Consider the following 17,554-nt stretch of genomic DNA (forward strand, 5'->3'; position numbering starts at 1 on the left):
AAGTTTATCGGCACACTTCGAAACCATCTTGTACACTAGTTGTGTTCGGTCATGATTTGCGACGGAAAGGGACGGGGCACCATGTTGACGGCGACCATCGGAACCGCCTTGCTGATTTGCCAGTCCGCGCTCGGCGGTCACGGCCATCATGGCTCGAAGGTTGGGGCTTGCGATCGCTGTGGGGAGAAAAACGGAGACATTCTCGCGACCGTCTCGCGGCTTCAGACCGCTCCGCGTTGGCGGGATCGAGACGACGCGGCTCACGATCTTCGTGATTTCGATTGGCGATGCCACCCCGAAATCGTCGGCGCCCTGGCGTACACGCTTCTGAACGACCCGGAAGAAGAGGTTCGGGAAGAGGCGGCCGAGTCATTGACCAAGATGGCCCCTTGCCTCCCGGAGGCCCATGCCGCACTCAGCCAGGCCGCGGAGAACGACCGCGACTATGCGACCAGGCATTGGGCTCGGAAAGGTCTGAAAGCACTTCGTGGCCGCTGCGAAGGGACCTGTGAAGTCTGTGAGCCCGGAACTTCCGGAGCGATCGTCCTGCCGACGACGATCCTCGGCGAAACGTTCGCTCCCGGCCTGCCAATGATCCCCGGCAAGACGTTGGGAGAACCGCGGTTCGAATCGAGCGTGGAGTCGTTCACCCCGCTGACGCCAGGACCGTTGGACTCGCCTGTCGAGTCCATGCCCCTCGCTCCGGTCGAAGCCTCGCCGATTCCGCCGGACGAATCGGGCGATATGTCGCTCGAACCATTGCCTCTCGAGCCTCCCGGCCCCTCGGCGGCCCGATCGACCCCGAAAACGGCGCGGCCGGTTGAGACCAAGAAGGTGGCGCAAGCCCCGAGTCGTCGTCGCGGCTTGCCTCGGTTCATCCGGATTCCGTCGTCACTCCTCGATCGCTGACCACCACCGCATCGGTTATTGCCGTTGGAGGGCCCCGCGCGTCATGGACGAGGGGTCGCGGGCCACCTTCTCGGCGAAGACCCGGAACGACGCCACGATCGGACGGAGTGCCCCAAAGATCTCGTTGGCCGTGATCGACATCTTATTCATGTTGTCGTGAAGCTCACTTTCGAGCAGGAGTTTCTGAATGCTCCCGTCCGGATTGAGCCGGCCCCGACCATCGTTGAGCGCCCTGGTCAATAAGCTGAGGTCGCTCGCGATCAAATTCAGGCGGCGGAGCGTCACGCCGAACTCGGTCGTGGGCATGGTATTGGCGGGAGCCCCCAGGTCTTTGAAAAGGGGCGAGGCGCTGGCCATCCCGCTGTCGAACCGCGCGAAGCTTGAGGAGAAGCGATCGATCCCGGCCTTCAAGGCCGCCTGCGTGGTCGGGTCGAGCGTCTCGTTCACTTTTTGGGAGACTTCCCGGAGGTTAGCGACCGCGGGCTGGAATTCCTTCTCGTTCGCGAGGATGAACCGGTCGATCCCATCCGCGGCGGAAGCCACTCGTCGTCCCGTCTGGGTCCAGATGTCGATGAAGTCGCCGATCTGTTCGGCGCTCTTGGTCATCTTGGCGATGCCGTTGGCGGCCAGGTCGATCGCCTGCAAGGTGGACCCTGCCTTCTCAAACGCCTTGGTCGCGGCCGCCAGCGCCTTGGATGGATCAGGGGCGATGGCGCCCTCAATCACAGGCGCACCCAACGGCGTCTTGGCCATCGCGAGCAAGCCGGGACCGGTCCCCGGCAACAGGTCGATGGTCACGTCACCGATCAAGGATCGGGACAGGTGAGGAACCGAGCCTGATTTGATCTTGTATTTCTTCTCCAACGAGAGGGTGACGAGCACCCCGTCCGGCTTGTTCGGCCGGTCGTCGAAAACGATCGCCGTGACGACGCCCACGCGGATCCCGCTCTTGCGGACCGGGATTCCTTCGGCCACGCCCGGCGCCTCGGCGTAGTGCACGACGACGTAGCCATGGTCGCGGAACAGTTGGGGAGACTCGCCGAACCAGACGATCAGCATGGTCAGGACCAACCCCGCCACGATGACGAACATCCCGATCCGGAACTGCATGACCCGTTCGTTCATGAACATCCTCTCTCGGGAAGCAAGCGGCTAGCTATTGCCTCGATTCTGGGCCATTTCTCGGAGGCGTTCGCCTGCCTCGCCCCGGACAAACTGCCGGACGCGCGCATCGGGGTGGTCTTCCAGGGCATCGGGGGGACCATCATAAAGAATCTGCGACTCTCCGGCGGGGAGCCGAGCCAACGGATAAAGCATGACGACGCGGTCAGCCACCTTGAGGACGGTCTTCATGTCGTGGGTCACGACGATTCCGGTCGCCTTCTTGGTCACCGCCGTCTGGAGGATCAGTTCATTGATCACGTCGCTCATGATCGGGTCGAGACCGGTCGTCGGCTCGTCGTAGAGCATGACCTCGGGGTCGAGGGCAAGTGCGCGGGCCATGCCCACGCGCTTCCGCTGGCCCCCGGAAAGCTCGGCCGGCTTCTTGTGCTCGAGGCCGGTCGGCAAACCGACCTCCTGCAATCGATCGGCGACGATCTTACTCAAAGTCTGTTCATCGTAAAGATTGTGCTCGCGAGGCCCGAACGCCACGTTGTCGTAGATCGTCAGGCTGTCAAAGAGCGCGGCCATCTGAAACAGGAAGCCGAACCGAAGCCGCGTCATGGTCAGTTCATGCTCGTCGAGCTTGGCGAGGTCACGGCCGTCGAATTTGACGACGCCTCGGGTTGGACGCAGCAGACCGATCATGAGCTTGAGCAGGACCGTCTTGCCGCAACCGCTCTCGCCAATCACGCAGAGGGTTTGGCCGGCGCGAATCCGCAGGGTGATATCACGCAAGACCGTCTGCTGACGGAAGCGCATGGTCAAGCCGAGCATCTCGATGATCGCCTTGGAATCGCCCTGGGGCTGCGGCTGAAGCTCCGTTCCGCCTATGCTCATAGCAGCCCCGACGATTGCGGCCAGATGGCACGGTACATCGCATTCCAGGCGATCCCGATCGTCAGGTCGAGGAACAGGATTGCGATGAACGAGTAAACGAATGCCTCGGTCGCCGCGCGTCCCACCCCTTCGGCGCCCGCTCGGGAATGGAACCCCCGATGGCAACTGATCAATGCAATCGCCGCGCCGAAGAAAAAGCTCTTGAAGACGCCCGCGAACAGGTCCATTCCACCGACATATTCGCGTGAGTGTTGCCAGTAGGCGAACGAGTCGACCGCGAGCAGTTGGGTGCTGATCACCGCGCCACCGATCACGCCCATGAAGTCGGCCATGAGCGTCAGCAAGGGGATCAAGAGGAAGCAGGCGAGGAACCGGGGGACGACCAGGTAGTTGATCGGGTTGGTGCCGAGCGCGGAGAGGGCATCGATTTGCTCGGTCACGCGCATCGTTCCGAGTTCGGCCGACATCGCCGATCCGACGCGGCCCGCGAGCATCGTCGCCGCCAGGACCGGTCCGAGCTCTTTCACCAGCGAGATGTTGATGACCGAGCCGAGCCGGGTGGCCAGGCCCATCATCGCGAACTGGCTGTGGGCTTGCACCGCGAGGACCATGCCGATGAACGTTCCCGTAATCGCGACGACCGGGACGCTCGAGACGCCGATCGCGTAAAAACTCGGGATCAGAGTCGACCACCTGGGCCGGCGACGAAACAGCCAGGAGATGGTCAGGGCCGAGAAGAGTCCGACGTCGCCAATATCAGCGACCATGTCGAAGATCTGCTCGCCCACGCGATGGACGGGCGTCGCGTGGAACGCCGGATTCGGGGCGGGCGGCGAGGCGACGGCCATCCTGATGACGCTCCTTCTGAAACCAGCTCGCGAGGGTTCAAGATTCGAGTCGGATGAAAGGTGAGCGCGTCTGGTCGGCCGCGAAACTCCCTTCCCTGGGCGTTTTGGTCATTCTCGGCATTTGTTCGATTATTGGCAAGGCCGACTGGCGGGCGAAGCATTCCTTGATCTCGGCAAGGTTGTTCAGAGTCGACTTGCATTGAGGCAAGCCAGGGAATTAACGCGGTTTGCGGCGTCCCGACTGGCCGAAAGGTTTGCGACGTTGTCGGAGCGAATCCGTTTTCCATCATGATGATTTGGATGGAATGGAAGCGTGCGGCGACGATCGTGACGTAATCAGCCCGCTGATATCAACGCCCTTGCAAGCCAGAGAACAAGGGCTTGCTAACCGAGGGGTAGGGGACGAAAATCGGATCAAGACACGATGCGCGCACGATGAAGCGGAGGGCCGCGAGTTGGATGTTGAGACCTTGGCACAGGCTGATGCCGAGTTGCTCTGGCGAAGAAGGCGAGTTTTCCTCGTGAGAGCCTTTGTCTGTGGTATCTTCGTCGCGGTCGCGGGCAAAGTCATCATTATGGATGACGAAACACTCCTCGGATCGACCCTCGCCTTGGGTTTTGGCTTCGGCATGTTTTACTGGGTGGCGATGCTATCCCTCCCGTCCGAAGTCGTTCTCGAAATGCGAACCAGTGACTTCGACTGGCTGGCTCCGGAACCGGAGTCGACTCGAGGACCTCAGTCCGAAAGTCAGCGGTGGGTGAAACCCGCGTTGTTTACGTCTGAGCGGTGCACTGGGATCTGGGATCAAGAACTCGATGGAAACGTGCTAACTTGACGATCATCACGAGGTCGCAAGGGGCGGGCGGCGTACAGAGATGATGAGTAAAGGTTCGCCGAATCCGTGTCAATTCAAAAAAATCGCAGAATTCAACCACGAATGACACGAATGAAAAAAATAATCAATAATAAATTAATTTAATGATTCGTGTCATTCGTGTTATTCGTGGTTAAATTCTTGAATGGTGGGCCATATCCAGCCTACGGAGAACATCAGAGCCACGATGATGCCCGGTCCGATCACGGTGAAGTCGGGGAAAACGGGCTCGGCTAATCTTGCGGATATTGGCGTGGTCTACCAAACGAGCACGCCCCCATCCTTGACCCGTGGGGGCAAGAATGGGGGCGTGGATCCGATTCAGAGGCTCGGTCGAAGTTCAGGATCGCTTGGCGATCGTGTGGTCCGAGCCTTCGGGGACCTCGTCCGACTTGTAGTCGAACCAGCGCTCGTCGAACTCGATTCGCCGCTTCTGCTTCATCGCCAGGTTGCTGGTCAAGGCGATGACCGCGTCGGCGAGGGCCACTTCACCCCGGCAGCGAGGCTGGTGTTCCTTGTCTTCGTGGTAGTTCGACTGGTTGCCGTGGCGGACGCAGTAGGCGAAGTGCTCGAGTTCTTCGCGGTAACCGCGTGACGGGTCGGCGGTGGCCAGGCCTCCCAGGGCGGTGGCCGCGGAAGGACCGGCGGTGCTCGGGCTGGCTTCGACCAGCGGCTTCTTGCCGGCCTTCTCCAACGCGATGCTGGTCAAACGCGAGGTCGCCGAGGCGCCGGCCTCCTTGTAGAGGAGGATTTCCTTCTCCTCTTCGATGATCATGGTCCCGCGGGAACCCATGATCGTCTCGCCGTACTTCTCGAACGAGTTGGTGTTGATCGAGGAATAGGTCACGACGACGTGGTCGTTCTTCGCCTTGCCGGGGAACTCGAAGGTGACGAAGACGTGGTCGTCCACTTCGCGGCCATCGGTGTAGAGGTAGGTGCCACCAATGCCGGTCACGGCCATCGGGTGCTTCTTGCCCAAGAAGATCGAGCAGGCATCGAGCTGGTGGCTGCCGAGCTCGGCCATCAGGCCGGCGCCTGTCTTGTTGTAGAGCCGCCAGCGGACCAGTTGGTCGAGGCTGTCATAGCCGTACTTCTTGAAATCGACCTTCTTGTCCAGGTCGTCGATCTTGGGCTTCCAGCCGTCGAGGTAGACGATGCTCCCATCCTCATCCCGGAGCGGCACGACCAGGCCCGTCTCGGGGTCGAAGACCGGTTTGCCGTCCTTGAGCGTCGGCGCAGGGCGGGCGTTGTTGCGGTGCCAGAGCGCGCGGATGTGGCGGACGTCGCCGAGGAGGTCGTTCTGGACGAGGTAGTTGGCGTTGTCGTAAAGCACCGAGTAATGCCGCTGGTGGCCGATGGCCAGGAGCTTGTTCGTCTCGCGAGCGACCCGGCACATTTCTTTACATTCACGGACGTTGTGCGCCATCAGCTTTTCGCAGAAGACGTGCTTGCCCGCTTTCATCGCCTCAATCGCGATCGGCGCATGCAACCAGAGCGGCAGGGCGATCACGACCACTTCGACGTCGGGATCGGCGAGCATCTCCTTGTGATCGTTGTACTTCTTGAGCTTCTTGACGTCGTCGGTGGTGTACTGCTTGTGCGCGGAGAACTCTTTGATCGCCCGAGCCTGGTTGGACGGCCGGATGTCGCAGAAGCCGATGTAGTTCAGGTAGTCGCGGTTATGATCATGAATCATCGCCCCGCAACCTTCGTTGCCGGTGCCGATGATCGCGGCGCGAACCGGGGGCCGGTCCAGCTTCTCATAGCCGAAGTAGAAGGCGCCAAGGGCTGGTGTCGCGGCGGCCGCCTTGAGCATGTCGCGGCGGGAGACGCCGAGCACGCGGTTCGCGTTCTCGCGGCCCAGGGTACGCTGCTCGGGGGTCAAGCTACCCATAGTTGAATCCCTTTCGGGTCAGGAAGTCCTGGGATGGTCCAAATGGCTCTGGGGCAAGGGCAGGGGCAAAATCGGTATCATATCCACGTCTTTGGCCTGCGATCGAGGCTAGCGGGACCGTGCGGCCGCAGGCGCCGACTCGGCTTCGGCAAGTTCTCGGGCGAGCTCGCGGCGACGACGACGGCCGCCGAAGAGCAGGGCGTCGATCCCGATCCAGGAGCCGGTCGGGATGCAAGCCAGGGCCAGGCACGCAAGCATCTCGATCAGGTTCTTGTTGACGATGAAGTAGTGCCCCTCGGCCATCGGATTTGCTGGCAAGCCGGGCCAGGGAGGCATACTCAAGTAGATCTGGCCGAGGAAGACCGCGCCGGCCAAGGCCGCCAACGGCGAGAACAGGCCGGCCATCAGGCAGCCCCCCATGATGACCAGGCCCCACATCGTCGAGAGGTTGACCCAATCGATTGTGGTGCGTGGGGGGACATAAGGGCCGGCGGCCTCGCGCTGTTCGGGGTGGCGAGCATCGTCACGGCGTCACGCAGGGTCGCGCCTCGCGCGTCGAGATCGGCGATCAGTGACCGGCGATCGGCGTCGAGATCCTTGCGTTTGGCCGCGGCTCGCTCACGCTCATACGAGAGTGCGTTGGGGTTTTGTTCGATCTTCTGCACTTTTCCCAACTCGACGAAATACTTCCGCCGATTCTCGATCGTTTCATGATCCTCGAACCAGATGTCGGCGAAGTCTTCGCTCTCTTTCAGGAGGAGCTGCGCCTTGTCGCGTTGCGCCTGGTCGAGGTGAAAATGCGCGGCGATCCGGTCGACATCGTCCTTCCAGCTTGCCTTGCGATCATCGGGGTTGAGCTTGTGAATGCTATTCACATCGGGGATGAGCCCACGGAACGTGGGTGCAAGCGGGCCGGTCGAGAACCGCAAGTAGGGTTCGGCCGTGAAGGCTTTCCCTGCTTTTCGGGTGGATTCAACTTTCTCCAGGCCTTCGTAGAGGAAGTGCCAGCCAATCGCAATCCTCAAGAGCACGAGGAAGAGCGCCCCAAGAAATCCGGGATAGTAACGTCGCGAGGCAGCCAGGGGAGTCCTCCTTTGCTCAAATCAACGAGCGAGACAGGTAAAGGAACCTTCAGCCCCTTGGTTTCAGGGGGCTCGCAGGAAATCATCGTCGGTCAGGCCGAAGGTGACGATCGACGGCGAACCGTCGGCGTCGCCTTGATTCACGAAAATGGCACCGACCTCGGGATGGGCGGCCACATAGGCCGCCGCGCCATCGGGGCCGAGCAGGAAGAAGGCGGTCGAGAGGGCATCGGCCTGGGTCGCCGTGGGGGCCAGGACCGTGACACTGGCCGGGCCGAACGCAGGCTCGCCGGTCCTCGGGTCGAGGATATGGCCGTAGATTCGTCCCTCGGATTCGAACTGCTGAAAGTCGGTGCCCGAAGTTCCCATCCCTCGGTTTCGCAGCCGGAGGATTCCGAGTGGGGTTTCGGGCTGGAACGGGTTCCGGACCGCGATCTCCCAGCGGTCCCCGAATCGACCGGGGGGGGAGCCGAGGGCGTACAGGCTCGATCGTCCCCCGTGGATCAAGGCCGAGGTCGGCCACCAGTATTCCTTGACGACCTCGGCGGCCGAGTCGATCGCATAGCCCTTGCCGATGCTCCCGAGGTTGATCGCCACCCCGGCGTGGTCGAACGTCACCGTTCGACGCTCGGGGTCGAGCGTGAGATGATGCTGGCCGGTTCGTTCCCGAGCGTCCGCCAAGAGTTGCCGACTCGGCACCCGCTTTGGCCCTTTGAAGAACCCCCAGGCCGCGGAGAGGGCTCCCGTGGTGACGTCGTAGGCTCCGCCGGTCGCCTTACCCAACTCCAAGGCAAGTTCGAGTAGGCGGAACAGTCCGGGCTCAACCTCGATCGGTCCGAGGTGGGCCGACGCGTTCAGTCGACTGACCTCGGAATCGTCGCGGTAAACCGTCAGTTGGGTCTCGAGCTCATCGATCCGGTCGAGCACCTGCCCCGCCAGGTCCGCCGCCCCTGGGGTGTTGGCCGCGATCCTCACCTCGAAATAGGACCCCATCGCCGGTCGAGTTGCCTTGATCAGGTCGCCGCTGCTCGGGCGATCGCTCGAGACCGGGTTGGAGACGGGCGTAGCGCCGTGGAGCCGCCGCAGGCGCAATAGGTCGCGACGGTTAACGGAGGAACGCGGGTGCCTCACAGAACACCTCGGCAGCCAAAGGGCAGGGCAGGAGAGTCGAACTTGTTGTCTTGAGACGAGACCGGCTGCGACCACGGGGGAAGCTGTCCGTCGGCCGTTTGCGGGGGGCGAGCCTTTACCCAGTATAACCGATCATGTTCCGGCGAAAAGGGGGATGCCGCCCAACGTCAGTAACTCGGCGTCGTCAACAACGGATGTAACTCTCACCGGACCAGAGAATTACTGCCGCTCCGTGGCTGCGGTTCGTTCGAGAGAAGGGGGGGCAAAAAATCGCCGTTCTTCGTCATGATGGGTGCGGCTAGCAACCGGCACTCACCTGGATTGAGGAAGAACGGCGATGAAGGCAGCTCGGACGCTGCAAGGCTTGCAGCAACCGCAGTCGTTGATCGGCTATGTCCGACAGTTTCTCACCCCGACGGTCTGGAAGCAAGCCCGAGGGGTTGTTCCTCAAAGGCGGTCGGCGCCGCGGTGGGATCTCCAGCCACTGGTCGTGGTCATGCTCGCCATGACCTGGGCCACCGGCGACTCCGAGTCCGAGAGGTTTGAGAAGGCCCGGGGATACTACGTCGCCTGCCATGAGTCGCGAAGACGCCCGGGAAAGACCCTCGTCGGCTTCCAGAAAGCGATGCGACGCGTCCCCATGCGACAACTCAGGGCGTTGGCCGCGGGGGTTCGGCAACAGATCCACGCCCGACTGGGGTCGCGGCGGATTGTCGACGGCTTCGAGCCGATGGGCTGCGACGGCTCGCGGATCGAGTGCCCCCGCACCCCCGAGTTGGAACGGGGACTCGGGCAGGCCGGCAAGAACGACGCGGCCCCCAACGTCTGGCTGACGGCGTTCGTCCACTTGCCCACGGGACTGCTTTGGTCGTGGCGACTCGGCCCGGGCACCGCGGCCGAGCAAGAGCATTTGAGGCACTTGCTCGCCACCCTCTCGCCCGAGGCCCTGATCGTCTGCGACGCCGCTTATATGGGCTTCGATCTGGTCCGGGCGATCCTCGGTGTCAAGCGATCGTTCCTGTTCCGGATGTCGTCGCGGGTCGACCTCTACACCCTCGAAGTGGCGAACCTGGAGGATTGGACCGAAGGCCCTGTCTTGTACTGGCCGAACTATGTCCAGAAGAAAGGGGAAGCGCCGATCCAATGCCGCTTGATCCGGATCCCGGCCAAGGGCAAGGGTAAGGGGTCGGTCAAACGCGACGTCTGGCTCCTGACCGACGTCCTCGACCCAGCCCGGATGTCGGCGGCGACGGCCGCCAAATTCTACCGCTGGAGATGGCGTAATGAAGGACTATTTCGCACATACAAGCGTATAATCAATAAATTGAAACTCGCTAGCCGCACGGTGGCCTTGGTGCATCGCGAGGCCGAGTTGTCACTGCTGGCCACGCAGATCCTCCTGGCGCATGCCGACCTGGCGCTTCGGCCGGCGTCGGCGTCGGCGTCGGCGACCGATGGCCCAGTGATCAGCCCCCGCAAAGTTCTGATCGAGATCCGCAAGGAGATCGACGCGGCCGTGAAACCCAAGGCCAAGTGTTACCACAAGCGACTCGCGGGCTGCCGCGCCGGGTGCCGGAAGCAGAAGAGCCCGAAAGCCACACGCAAGTGGCCTCGTCGCAAACCGCATAAGCCGCCGAAACCGCCTGTGCTCCACACCCTGACTCAGGAACAGAAAGCCTTGCTAAACAAGCACATGAGTGCAGTAGGATGAGGCATCAGTAATCGACGTTGGATGCCGCCCGTTCGTCCGGGGCCTGTGAAAACCTCATGATGTTGGATGCCCCACGGCTCAACCAGAGGCCGGGACGGTAGGTCACCAACTGATCGCTTCCTCGAAGACCATGAAAAATGCTTGTGGCCGCGATTGCTGGAAGACAACCGCGGCCACTTGCGATCCGATGCGCGAACGGTTTCGCGCCTTGGACGACTCAAGCTCCGCTTATTTCCTTCCGGTCAGGGCGTTGAGGATGAGCATTTCGAGCTGCTCGTACTGCCGAGCTTCGCGAAGTTCCTCGACGTGCTTGAGGTCGAGCTCCCGGACGATTTCGAGGAGCCGCAGGAACATCGTTTTCGAGTTGCTGAGGTGCTGCATCGAGTCTTCGACGCTGGTGGTGCGCATCGCCTTCACGTCGAGGCCGACGCATTCGCCGTCGCGGCCGAAGCCGTTGGTCTCGAGGGTGAGCACCTGGTCGAAGGCTCGTCGCAGGTCGACGGATCCGAAGACCTTGTCCTGATCGTACTTAAGGCCGTTCTGGTCGTTCAGGTGGACGCTCCAGAGCTTGTTGTGATAGAGTGCGTACGCCATGTCGTCGGCCGGATCCAGGCCGGCGAGAATCGAGTGGGCACTCTCGATCAGAACGCCGGAGCGGCTCGGGTCGACCGTCTTGTAGGCGATCCCGATCATATGGCCGACGGTGGGCAGGTAGGCCTGATCCATCGGCTCGTTGGGCTTGGCTTCGCCCATCACGCGGATGTCCGGGTCATGCTCGAGGATCGTATTCCAGGCATCGACGATCCGACCGACCGCGGTTTTTGCGTCCTTGGCCTCGCGGATGTAGGAGCCTTCCCGAGCGAGCCAGAGCACGTAGTTGCGACAGCCGACTTCGCGGGCGATGTCGACCGTTCGCTTGGCCCGGTCGAGGGCGTACTTGCGATCGCTCGCGCTGTTGGATGTGAATCCGCCGTCGACCGTTCGGGGATCTTCCCAGAGCCGGGGGGCAACGATCTCGACGAACAAGCCTTCGCTGTCAAGCATTGACTTGACTTGCGCCACCCCTTTGAGGGTTGCAGTCCAGTCGAGGTCGGCCGAAACGATGTCGTCGTCGTGCATCTGCACGGCATCGAAACCGAGTTCTTTGTACGCTTTGATCTTGCGGGCAAAGTCGATTTCTTTGCGGGCGGGAGGGCCAAACGGGTCGGCGCCGGTGCTGATGTTCCAGGGGCCGAAAGAAAAGCGGTACTGGGTGGGTGAGGCGCCGTTGGCCATGAAGGTCAATCCTCTTTAGAATCTGGGCAGGACTTGGACTGCGCGATCGATGCGTTCACTGATCCGCGCAGACCCTTGGGAGAAACTTTGGCCCTAAGTTAGCGAGCCGTCGCCGCTTTTGCGCGATCAATTTCTTACAAACCCACTCCCAAAAGGGATGGTGAGCCGAGAGGACCAGGAACATCATGCGACTCTGGCACCTGTCGTTTGCGATCGTCCTGATTGCGTTGGGGTTGACGATCGCCCAAGACCCTGTCGGCATGGTCGCGATCATTGTGTTTGTCACCGGCCTCGGCGAAGTGGTGGTCGGCACGACCGCGATCTTGGCGCTTTTCCAGACACTCGGCTCGCTCGGCGAGGCCAGGGGGCTCGTCGCTCACGCCGAGGCCCTCGTTGCCATCACGGTGGTTCTCGCGGTCTCCACCGCGATTATGACAGGCTGGATGTTTGTCGGTGCTTGGGTGGTTCAGGTCGTTGTGGCTTGAACGAAGGTTTCTTTCGATTGTTGCGGGGCTTTCCATGGGTTCGACTGCTTACGTCCCTCAATCTTTTCCTCGGCGCTGGCTTCCGGCCGATGCCGAGCTCACCACTTGGGAGCAGATCGAACCCTGGTATCGTCGGCTGCTCGACCAGCCCATCGAGTCGTCGGCCGAGTTGGAGCAGTGGCTCTTCGCCGTCGGCGAGCTGAACGCGGCGGTCGGGCAGGTCGGGACCAAACGCTACGTGGCGATGACCTGTCAGACCGACGATCCCGAGCGCGAGGCGGCCTATCTCGAATTCGTGCGCGACATCGAGCCGCGGCTCAAACCCGTTCACAACGAGATTCGAACCAAGTACCTCGACTCGCCGCACCGCTCGAGCTTGTCGATCGAGCGCTACCACGTGTTCGATCGTGCCCAGGAGAACCGTCGGGCGCTTTACCGCGAAGCCAACATCCCGCGCGAAACCGAGCTGTCAGAGCTCGATCAGCAGTATCAGAAGATCGTCGGCGCGATGACGGTCAACTTCCAGGGCGAGGAACGCACCCCTTCACAGATGGCGCCTTTCCTCGAGGAGAACGATCGGTCGATCCGCCAGACCGCCTGGGAACTCGTTGCCAATCGCCGCCTGGCCGACAAGGAGACGCTCGACGCTCTGTTCGACCAGATGGTGAAGGTGCGCGTCGAGGTGGCGCGTGAGGCTGGATTCCCGAACTACGTCGAGTACGCCTACCGGCTCCGCGAGCGGTTTGACTACGGTATCAACGAGGCCGTTGCGTTCCAGTCGGCCATCGAGCGCGTCGTCGTTCCCTTGGCTCGGCGGATTCAGGAAGAGCGAAAGCAGTCGCTCGGGATCGAGACCCTGCGTCCTTGGGACGTCGCGGTCGACCCCCTCGGCCGCGCTCCGCTTCGCCCATTCAGCGAGATCGATCGTTTGGCCGAAGGCTCCGAAGCGATCTTCTCGGGCGTGGACCCCGAACTCGGCAGCCAGTTCGCCTTCCTCCGATCGAATGGCCTGCTCGACCTGGCGAACCGCAAGGGAAAAGCGCCCGGCGGCTATCAAACGACCTTGGAAGACGACCGGCTCCCGTTCATCTTCATGAACGCGGTCGGCCTCGACGGCGACGTTCGCACGCTCCTGCACGAGGGAGGGCACGCGTTCCATGCCCTGGCCAGCCGCGGCGAACCGCTCTCGGCCTACCGCGAGAGCCCGATCGAGTTCTGCGAAGTGGCCTCAATGTCCATGGAACTGCTCGGAGCCCGAAATCTCGAGTGGTTCTACTCCAACGATGACGCGAACCGATCGTATCGCCAGTTGCTCGAGGGGATCGTCTTGATTCTCCCTTGGATCGCCACGGTCGACGCCTTCCAGCACTGGGTTTACAACCACCCGAACCACACCCGCGAGCAACGGAGCGAGGCGTGGTCCGCGCTCATCGACCGCTTCGGGGGAATCGTCGATTGGTCGGGCCTCGAGGAGGCCAAGGCCCACTCTTGGCACCGTCAACTCCATATCTTCCTCTATCCGTTCTACTACATCGAGTATGGCATCGCGCAGCTTGGTGCCTTGCAGATCTGGCAGCGGAGCCTGGCCGATCGCCCCGAGGCGGTCGCGGCCTACCGCCGTGCCTTGGCCCTCGGGGGAGCTCGCCCCTTGCCTGAGCTATTCGCGGCCGCGGGGATCCGGTTCGATTTCAGCGAACCGGCCTTACGCCCCTTGATGGACGCCATCGGCAAGGAGCTGGATCAACTCGGCCCGTGAGGCTTGACTCGAAGATGGTGGACCGTGCCCACCCGACAAGAGAGTCAGGAATCATCATGTCGGCCATAGCGACATGATGAGTTTCGTAGGGTGGGCACGGCCCACCACGGTTTCGGCCCGGAACGAGCGCAGGAGAATGAGCCCACTTCCTCCGATCGGTTCAGGCCGTGAGGATTCCGGGCGAGTGCGTCGCGTTTGGTCCCTCTCCAGACCGTCGAAGCTGCTGGACCGTGCCCACCCGACAAGAGATCGGATCAAGATTTCCCGATTTGTAGGGTGGGCACGGCCCACCAGGTGCGAGTCATGACGATCTTAAAACCGGGGGGACCGTTGGCAGGTTCTGGGTGGTGAGGAGAAAGATTCGGCTCAGGAGGATCAACTGGTCATCTTCCTTGACGGGACCGGCCTCGTTGCCGATCGGGTTCAGGATCATTTGCTCGCCACGCTGAAGGCCGATCAGAAGACAGCACTTCTTGTCATCACGATAACGTAAGAACATGCTTGAGATTTCCACGAAGTCGCGACCGACGAGTTCGCGGGGGACGGGGAACAGGTACATCTCGTTGGCGTCACGGCCAACGGTGAGGAGTTCTTGATAGACCCGAGTCATTCCATGGTAGATTGCGGTGCGGGCGAGGAGCCGTAGGCCGAGCTCGTCGGAGGAGATGATCTCGTCAGCGCCCGCCTTGAGGAGGCGGTGACGATTTTCCGGGTTACGGCATTCGACCGCGACGTTGGGCTGATCGGCCCCTTTGCAGATGTCGCGGATTGCGATGCAGGTCAGGATCGACTTGCCATCGGCGTAATGCCCTTGCCGTTCGTCGACCAGGACGACGACTGAGTGCGCCGTGGCGACCCGGGCGCGGCGGAGGATGATCTCGTTGGTCGGATCACCCTTGACAATGTAGACATCATTAAACGCGGCGTCATCCTGCTTGTCGGGCAGTGAGGAAAAGGGGGACATAGCACTTTATTGACAGCAGTCGCCACGACGATTATCGTGTGTGGTATGCCGCGAACCGCTCGTGCTTCCGTCGCTGGCCTCTGGTATCACGTCCTGAATCGGGGCTACCGCCGCGAGGCCGTCTTCCACAAGCCCGGCGATTACGACGCCTTCGTCCAGGCGATGACTGACGCAGGGAGCCGCGTGCCGGTGGACTTGCTCGGGTATTGTCTGATGCCCAACCATTTTCACCTCCTCGTGAGGCCTCATAGCGATGGCGACCTCGGCCGTTGGATGCAATGGCTGCTGACGGCGCACGCCCGCCGTTATCATCGCCATTACGGCACCACGGGCCACGTCTGGCAGGGGCGATTCAAAGCCTTCCCCGTCCAGGACGACGGCCATCTCGTCACGGTGCTCCGCTACGTCGAACGCAACGCATTGCGTGCCGAACTGGTCGCGCGCGCCGAGGACTGGAAGTGGTCGAGTCTGCCCGGTTGGCAGCGTGGCGATCCGTGGTTGTGGAAGGGCGAGGTGTCGGTCCGGGACGAGGGGTGGCTGGAGCGGGTCAACGAACCCCTCTCCGTCGGCGACCTCGAACGGTTGCGGCACTCGGTATCCCGGGGCCGACCTTATGGTGGGGAATCATGGACCCGGGAAACGGCGATCCGGCTGGGACTGGAGTCGTGCTTGCGTCACCGGGGGCGTCCCCGGAAGGAGCAGGCATAAATCGCTATGTCCCCTGGTATGTAGCAAATCAGAGAGAATAACTCTTAACTCTCTGGCTCATAAAGACTTCCATAGTAGGAGTGGGATTTCTTCCCGGTCCTTTCTTGGAGGTCCATTCGCATGGCAACTCGCACTGCTTCCAGGCGGCATCGTCGCTCCCACGAGATTCAGAAGCCTACGGGAACCTTGCATCCCCGAGTGCAAGCCGTGGGCCCAGAACGGTTTGGGATCGTCAGCATCGATTGCGCCAAGGCACGATCCAAGTTCCTGCTGGCCGATTTCTATGGGACGGTCCTGCTCCCTCCCACGGTCATCAACCACGATCGCGGGGGGTTCGAGGCAGCGATTCATGCGGTCCACGCGGCGGCTCAGCGGCTTCGGCTCGGGGTGGTGATCGTCGTGGTCGAACGCACGGGGCGGTTTCACCTGCCGGTCCAGGCCGCGTTCCAGGCGGCTGGCTTTGAGGTCCGGATCGTCCATCCCTTCGCCACCAAGCAATTTCGCCAGCCCGCCGATCCCGGCAATAAAACCGATGACACCGACCTCTCCGCCATCCATCGCGCGGCGGTCAACGGTTTCGGACTCCTCGAGCACGAACCCGACCCCCTCTACGCTGACCTCCAACTCCTGGCTCGTCATCGCCGCGATCTTGTCACCAAGAACGTCACACTTCGAAACCAAATTCACGACCATTTTCAATTGATCATGCCAGGGTTTAGTGCGGTCATTGATCCGTTTGACAGCCCACTGCCGCTCTGGATCGTCAAGAACTTGCAATCGGCCGACGCGATTCTCGAGGTCGGTGTCCTCGGGCTCCTCAGGCGGCTTCGTGAGGCGGGATTCCATCCGCATCTGAAGACCGTCGAGAAGATCGTCGCCTGGTCCAAGGCGGCTCCCGCACAACATTCGCAATCGCCAAGTCATCTGCGGTTGCTCATGTCACTTGATGGAGATCGGATGACCAAGCTTGAGGCCATCCGGACCGTCGAAGGGGATCTCGCCGGGTTCCTGGCTCGCACCCCCTACGTGCTGTTGCTGGGAATTCCGGGGATCAACGTGGCGACCGCCGCCGAGTTCGCTGGCGAGATGGGGCCGATCGGCCGTTATCCCAAAGCCCGTTCGATCACCGGCCGCGCCGGGCTGTTTCCCTCGCGGTATCAAAGCGACACCGTCGACCGGAGCAACGGGGCGTTGGTGCGCCGCGGCAATCACTCGCTCCGCGAAGTGATCCTCCGGATCGCCGACAATTTGATCACATGTAATGATTATTTCAGGATCCAAGCCGCCAAGTGGCGATTGAGTGGCAAGGATCCGCGCGACATCCATGTCAAGGTCGGCGGCCGATTCTGCCGGATCGCCTACCAGATGGTGGCGGGGCAATCGGTCTACCGCCACCCGAGCTGTCAGCATCGGCATTATGTTCTTGAAAAACTGATCAAATTTTTGAACGAACACAATGTTGATTGTGCACGTACTATGTTGATCTTGGATTCGGCGGTGTGCCAGCTTCCCCGATCGGAGCATCGGTCGGAGGCGGTCCCGCTGACCGAGGAACTGTCGCGGCCCCGGTCGAAGCGGGGAACCGGTCCGCAACTTTTGGGCGAGATTCTCCCCGCGGTCTTGGCGAAGCTGGGGGTGAATTTGCTACCATCGAGCGTGTCAGGGGAGCCTGATCCCACAGAGTGACGACCCGGCCGAGGGACCGAATAACGTCGAATGTCCCCGTGGCGCAAAGCCGTGGTTAAAGCGTGGCGCTCTGTCCGATCACCAACGTCGGATCCGGCTGTGTGGGGTCACTCCCCTGATATTACCAGTGTGGCGAGCGTGATCTGCAGCGACAGAGATGGTCCATCGGCCCGCGGTTCGTCCCCGGAATCTGAACAAACCGCCAGTATTCCTGGCCGGGACGGGGCCA

General features: G+C 61.8%; 16 protein-coding genes. 7 read left to right on the forward strand and 9 right to left on the reverse strand.

Translation table 11 applies throughout. From position 1 onward, the window contains the following. Window positions 1-81 precede the first annotated feature (81 nt). Window positions 82-909, forward strand: a complete 828-nt coding sequence (locus tag BUS42_RS41165; protein WP_074317956.1) for a HEAT repeat domain-containing protein — start codon at window positions 82-84, stop codon at window positions 907-909. A gap of 15 nt (window positions 910-924) precedes the next feature. Here the strand turns inward: BUS42_RS41165 and BUS42_RS41170 are convergent, their stop codons facing one another. Genes BUS42_RS41170 through BUS42_RS41180 form a run of 3 tightly spaced genes read right to left on the reverse strand, consistent with a single transcriptional unit; the run spans window position 925 to window position 3,758 of the window. Further along, window positions 925-2,034 (reverse strand): MlaD family protein, encoded by a 1,110-nt coding sequence (locus BUS42_RS41170; RefSeq protein WP_254054136.1) that lies wholly within the window; start codon window positions 2,032-2,034, stop codon window positions 925-927. A 27-nt stretch (window positions 2,035-2,061) separates the two neighbouring features. After that, complete coding sequence (locus tag BUS42_RS41175) at window positions 2,062-2,910, reverse strand: ABC transporter ATP-binding protein (protein ID WP_074317849.1); 849 nt, start codon at window positions 2,908-2,910, stop codon at window positions 2,062-2,064. Further along, a complete protein-coding gene (locus BUS42_RS41180; RefSeq protein WP_074317851.1) occupies window positions 2,907-3,758 on the reverse strand; it encodes an MlaE family ABC transporter permease in 852 nt (283 codons plus the stop codon). The genes BUS42_RS41175 and BUS42_RS41180 overlap by 4 nt, the downstream gene beginning before the upstream one ends. A 227-nt stretch (window positions 3,759-3,985) precedes the next feature. Between BUS42_RS41180 and BUS42_RS41185 the strand changes: the two genes are divergently transcribed. After that, the gene (locus tag BUS42_RS41185; protein WP_143206711.1) at window positions 3,986-4,594 is read left to right on the forward strand and encodes a hypothetical protein; all 609 of its coding nucleotides are present in this window, start codon (window positions 3,986-3,988) and stop codon (window positions 4,592-4,594) included. A 379-nt stretch (window positions 4,595-4,973) separates the two neighbouring features. Here the strand turns inward: BUS42_RS41185 and BUS42_RS41190 are convergent, their stop codons facing one another. The 4 genes from BUS42_RS41190 to BUS42_RS41200 form a co-directional block, all read right to left on the reverse strand. Beyond that, window positions 4,974-6,527, reverse strand: coding sequence for a Gfo/Idh/MocA family protein (locus tag BUS42_RS41190; RefSeq protein ID WP_074317854.1), 1,554 nt, complete (start codon window positions 6,525-6,527; stop codon window positions 4,974-4,976). 108 nt (window positions 6,528-6,635) lie between these two features. Further along, window positions 6,636-6,932: a hypothetical protein gene (locus BUS42_RS45915; RefSeq protein WP_254054137.1), complete on the reverse strand. Its 297-nt coding sequence runs from the start codon at window positions 6,930-6,932 to the stop codon at window positions 6,636-6,638. Next, window positions 6,932-7,558: a hypothetical protein gene (locus tag BUS42_RS41195; RefSeq protein ID WP_254054138.1), complete on the reverse strand. Its 627-nt coding sequence runs from the start codon at window positions 7,556-7,558 to the stop codon at window positions 6,932-6,934. The genes BUS42_RS45915 and BUS42_RS41195 overlap by 1 nt, the downstream gene beginning before the upstream one ends. 114 nt (window positions 7,559-7,672) lie before the next feature. After that, window positions 7,673-8,740, reverse strand: a complete 1,068-nt coding sequence (locus BUS42_RS41200) for an FAD:protein FMN transferase (RefSeq protein WP_074317856.1) — start codon at window positions 8,738-8,740, stop codon at window positions 7,673-7,675. Window positions 8,741-9,077: 337 nt separating this feature from the next. On the opposite strand from BUS42_RS41200, the gene BUS42_RS41205 reads away from it, so the two are divergent. Then, a complete protein-coding gene (locus BUS42_RS41205) occupies window positions 9,078-10,451 on the forward strand; it encodes a transposase (RefSeq protein ID WP_074307590.1) in 1,374 nt (457 codons plus the stop codon). A gap of 228 nt (window positions 10,452-10,679) precedes the next feature. On the opposite strand, the gene BUS42_RS41210 is transcribed toward BUS42_RS41205, so the two are convergent. Then, entirely contained in the window at window positions 10,680-11,726 is a 1,047-nt protein-coding gene (locus BUS42_RS41210; protein WP_074317858.1) for a TIM barrel protein, read from the reverse strand. A gap of 185 nt (window positions 11,727-11,911) precedes the next feature. Here BUS42_RS41210 and BUS42_RS41215 point away from each other — a divergent pair, with 185 nt between their 5' ends. Together BUS42_RS41215 and BUS42_RS41220 are read left to right on the forward strand one after the other, a co-directional pair. Then, entirely contained in the window at window positions 11,912-12,211 is a 300-nt protein-coding gene (locus BUS42_RS41215) for a hypothetical protein (RefSeq protein ID WP_074317861.1), read from the forward strand. 34 nt (window positions 12,212-12,245) lie between these two features. After that, window positions 12,246-13,967 (forward strand): M3 family oligoendopeptidase, encoded by a 1,722-nt coding sequence (locus tag BUS42_RS41220; RefSeq protein ID WP_074317863.1) that lies wholly within the window; start codon window positions 12,246-12,248, stop codon window positions 13,965-13,967. Window positions 13,968-14,268: 301 nt separating this feature from the next. Here the strand turns inward: BUS42_RS41220 and BUS42_RS41225 are convergent, their stop codons facing one another. Continuing rightward, on the reverse strand, window positions 14,269-14,931 hold the full coding sequence (locus BUS42_RS41225; protein ID WP_074317865.1) for a potassium channel family protein: 663 nt from the start codon (window positions 14,929-14,931) through the stop codon (window positions 14,269-14,271). Window positions 14,932-14,976: 45 nt separating this feature from the next. Here BUS42_RS41225 and BUS42_RS41230 point away from each other — a divergent pair, with 45 nt between their 5' ends. Together BUS42_RS41230 and BUS42_RS41235 are read left to right on the forward strand one after the other, a co-directional pair. Continuing rightward, on the forward strand, window positions 14,977-15,639 hold the full coding sequence (locus BUS42_RS41230) for a transposase (protein WP_074317867.1): 663 nt from the start codon (window positions 14,977-14,979) through the stop codon (window positions 15,637-15,639). Between the two features lie 207 nt (window positions 15,640-15,846). Continuing rightward, window positions 15,847-17,325 carry an IS110 family transposase gene (locus tag BUS42_RS41235; protein ID WP_159452259.1) on the forward strand — a complete coding sequence of 493 codons (1,479 nt, stop codon included), beginning with the start codon at window positions 15,847-15,849 and terminating at the stop codon, window positions 17,323-17,325. The last annotated feature ends 229 nt before the right edge of the window (window positions 17,326-17,554 follow it).

The organism is Singulisphaera sp. GP187, from assembly GCF_900129635.1.
Lineage (GTDB): Bacteria > Planctomycetota > Planctomycetia > Isosphaerales > Isosphaeraceae > Singulisphaera.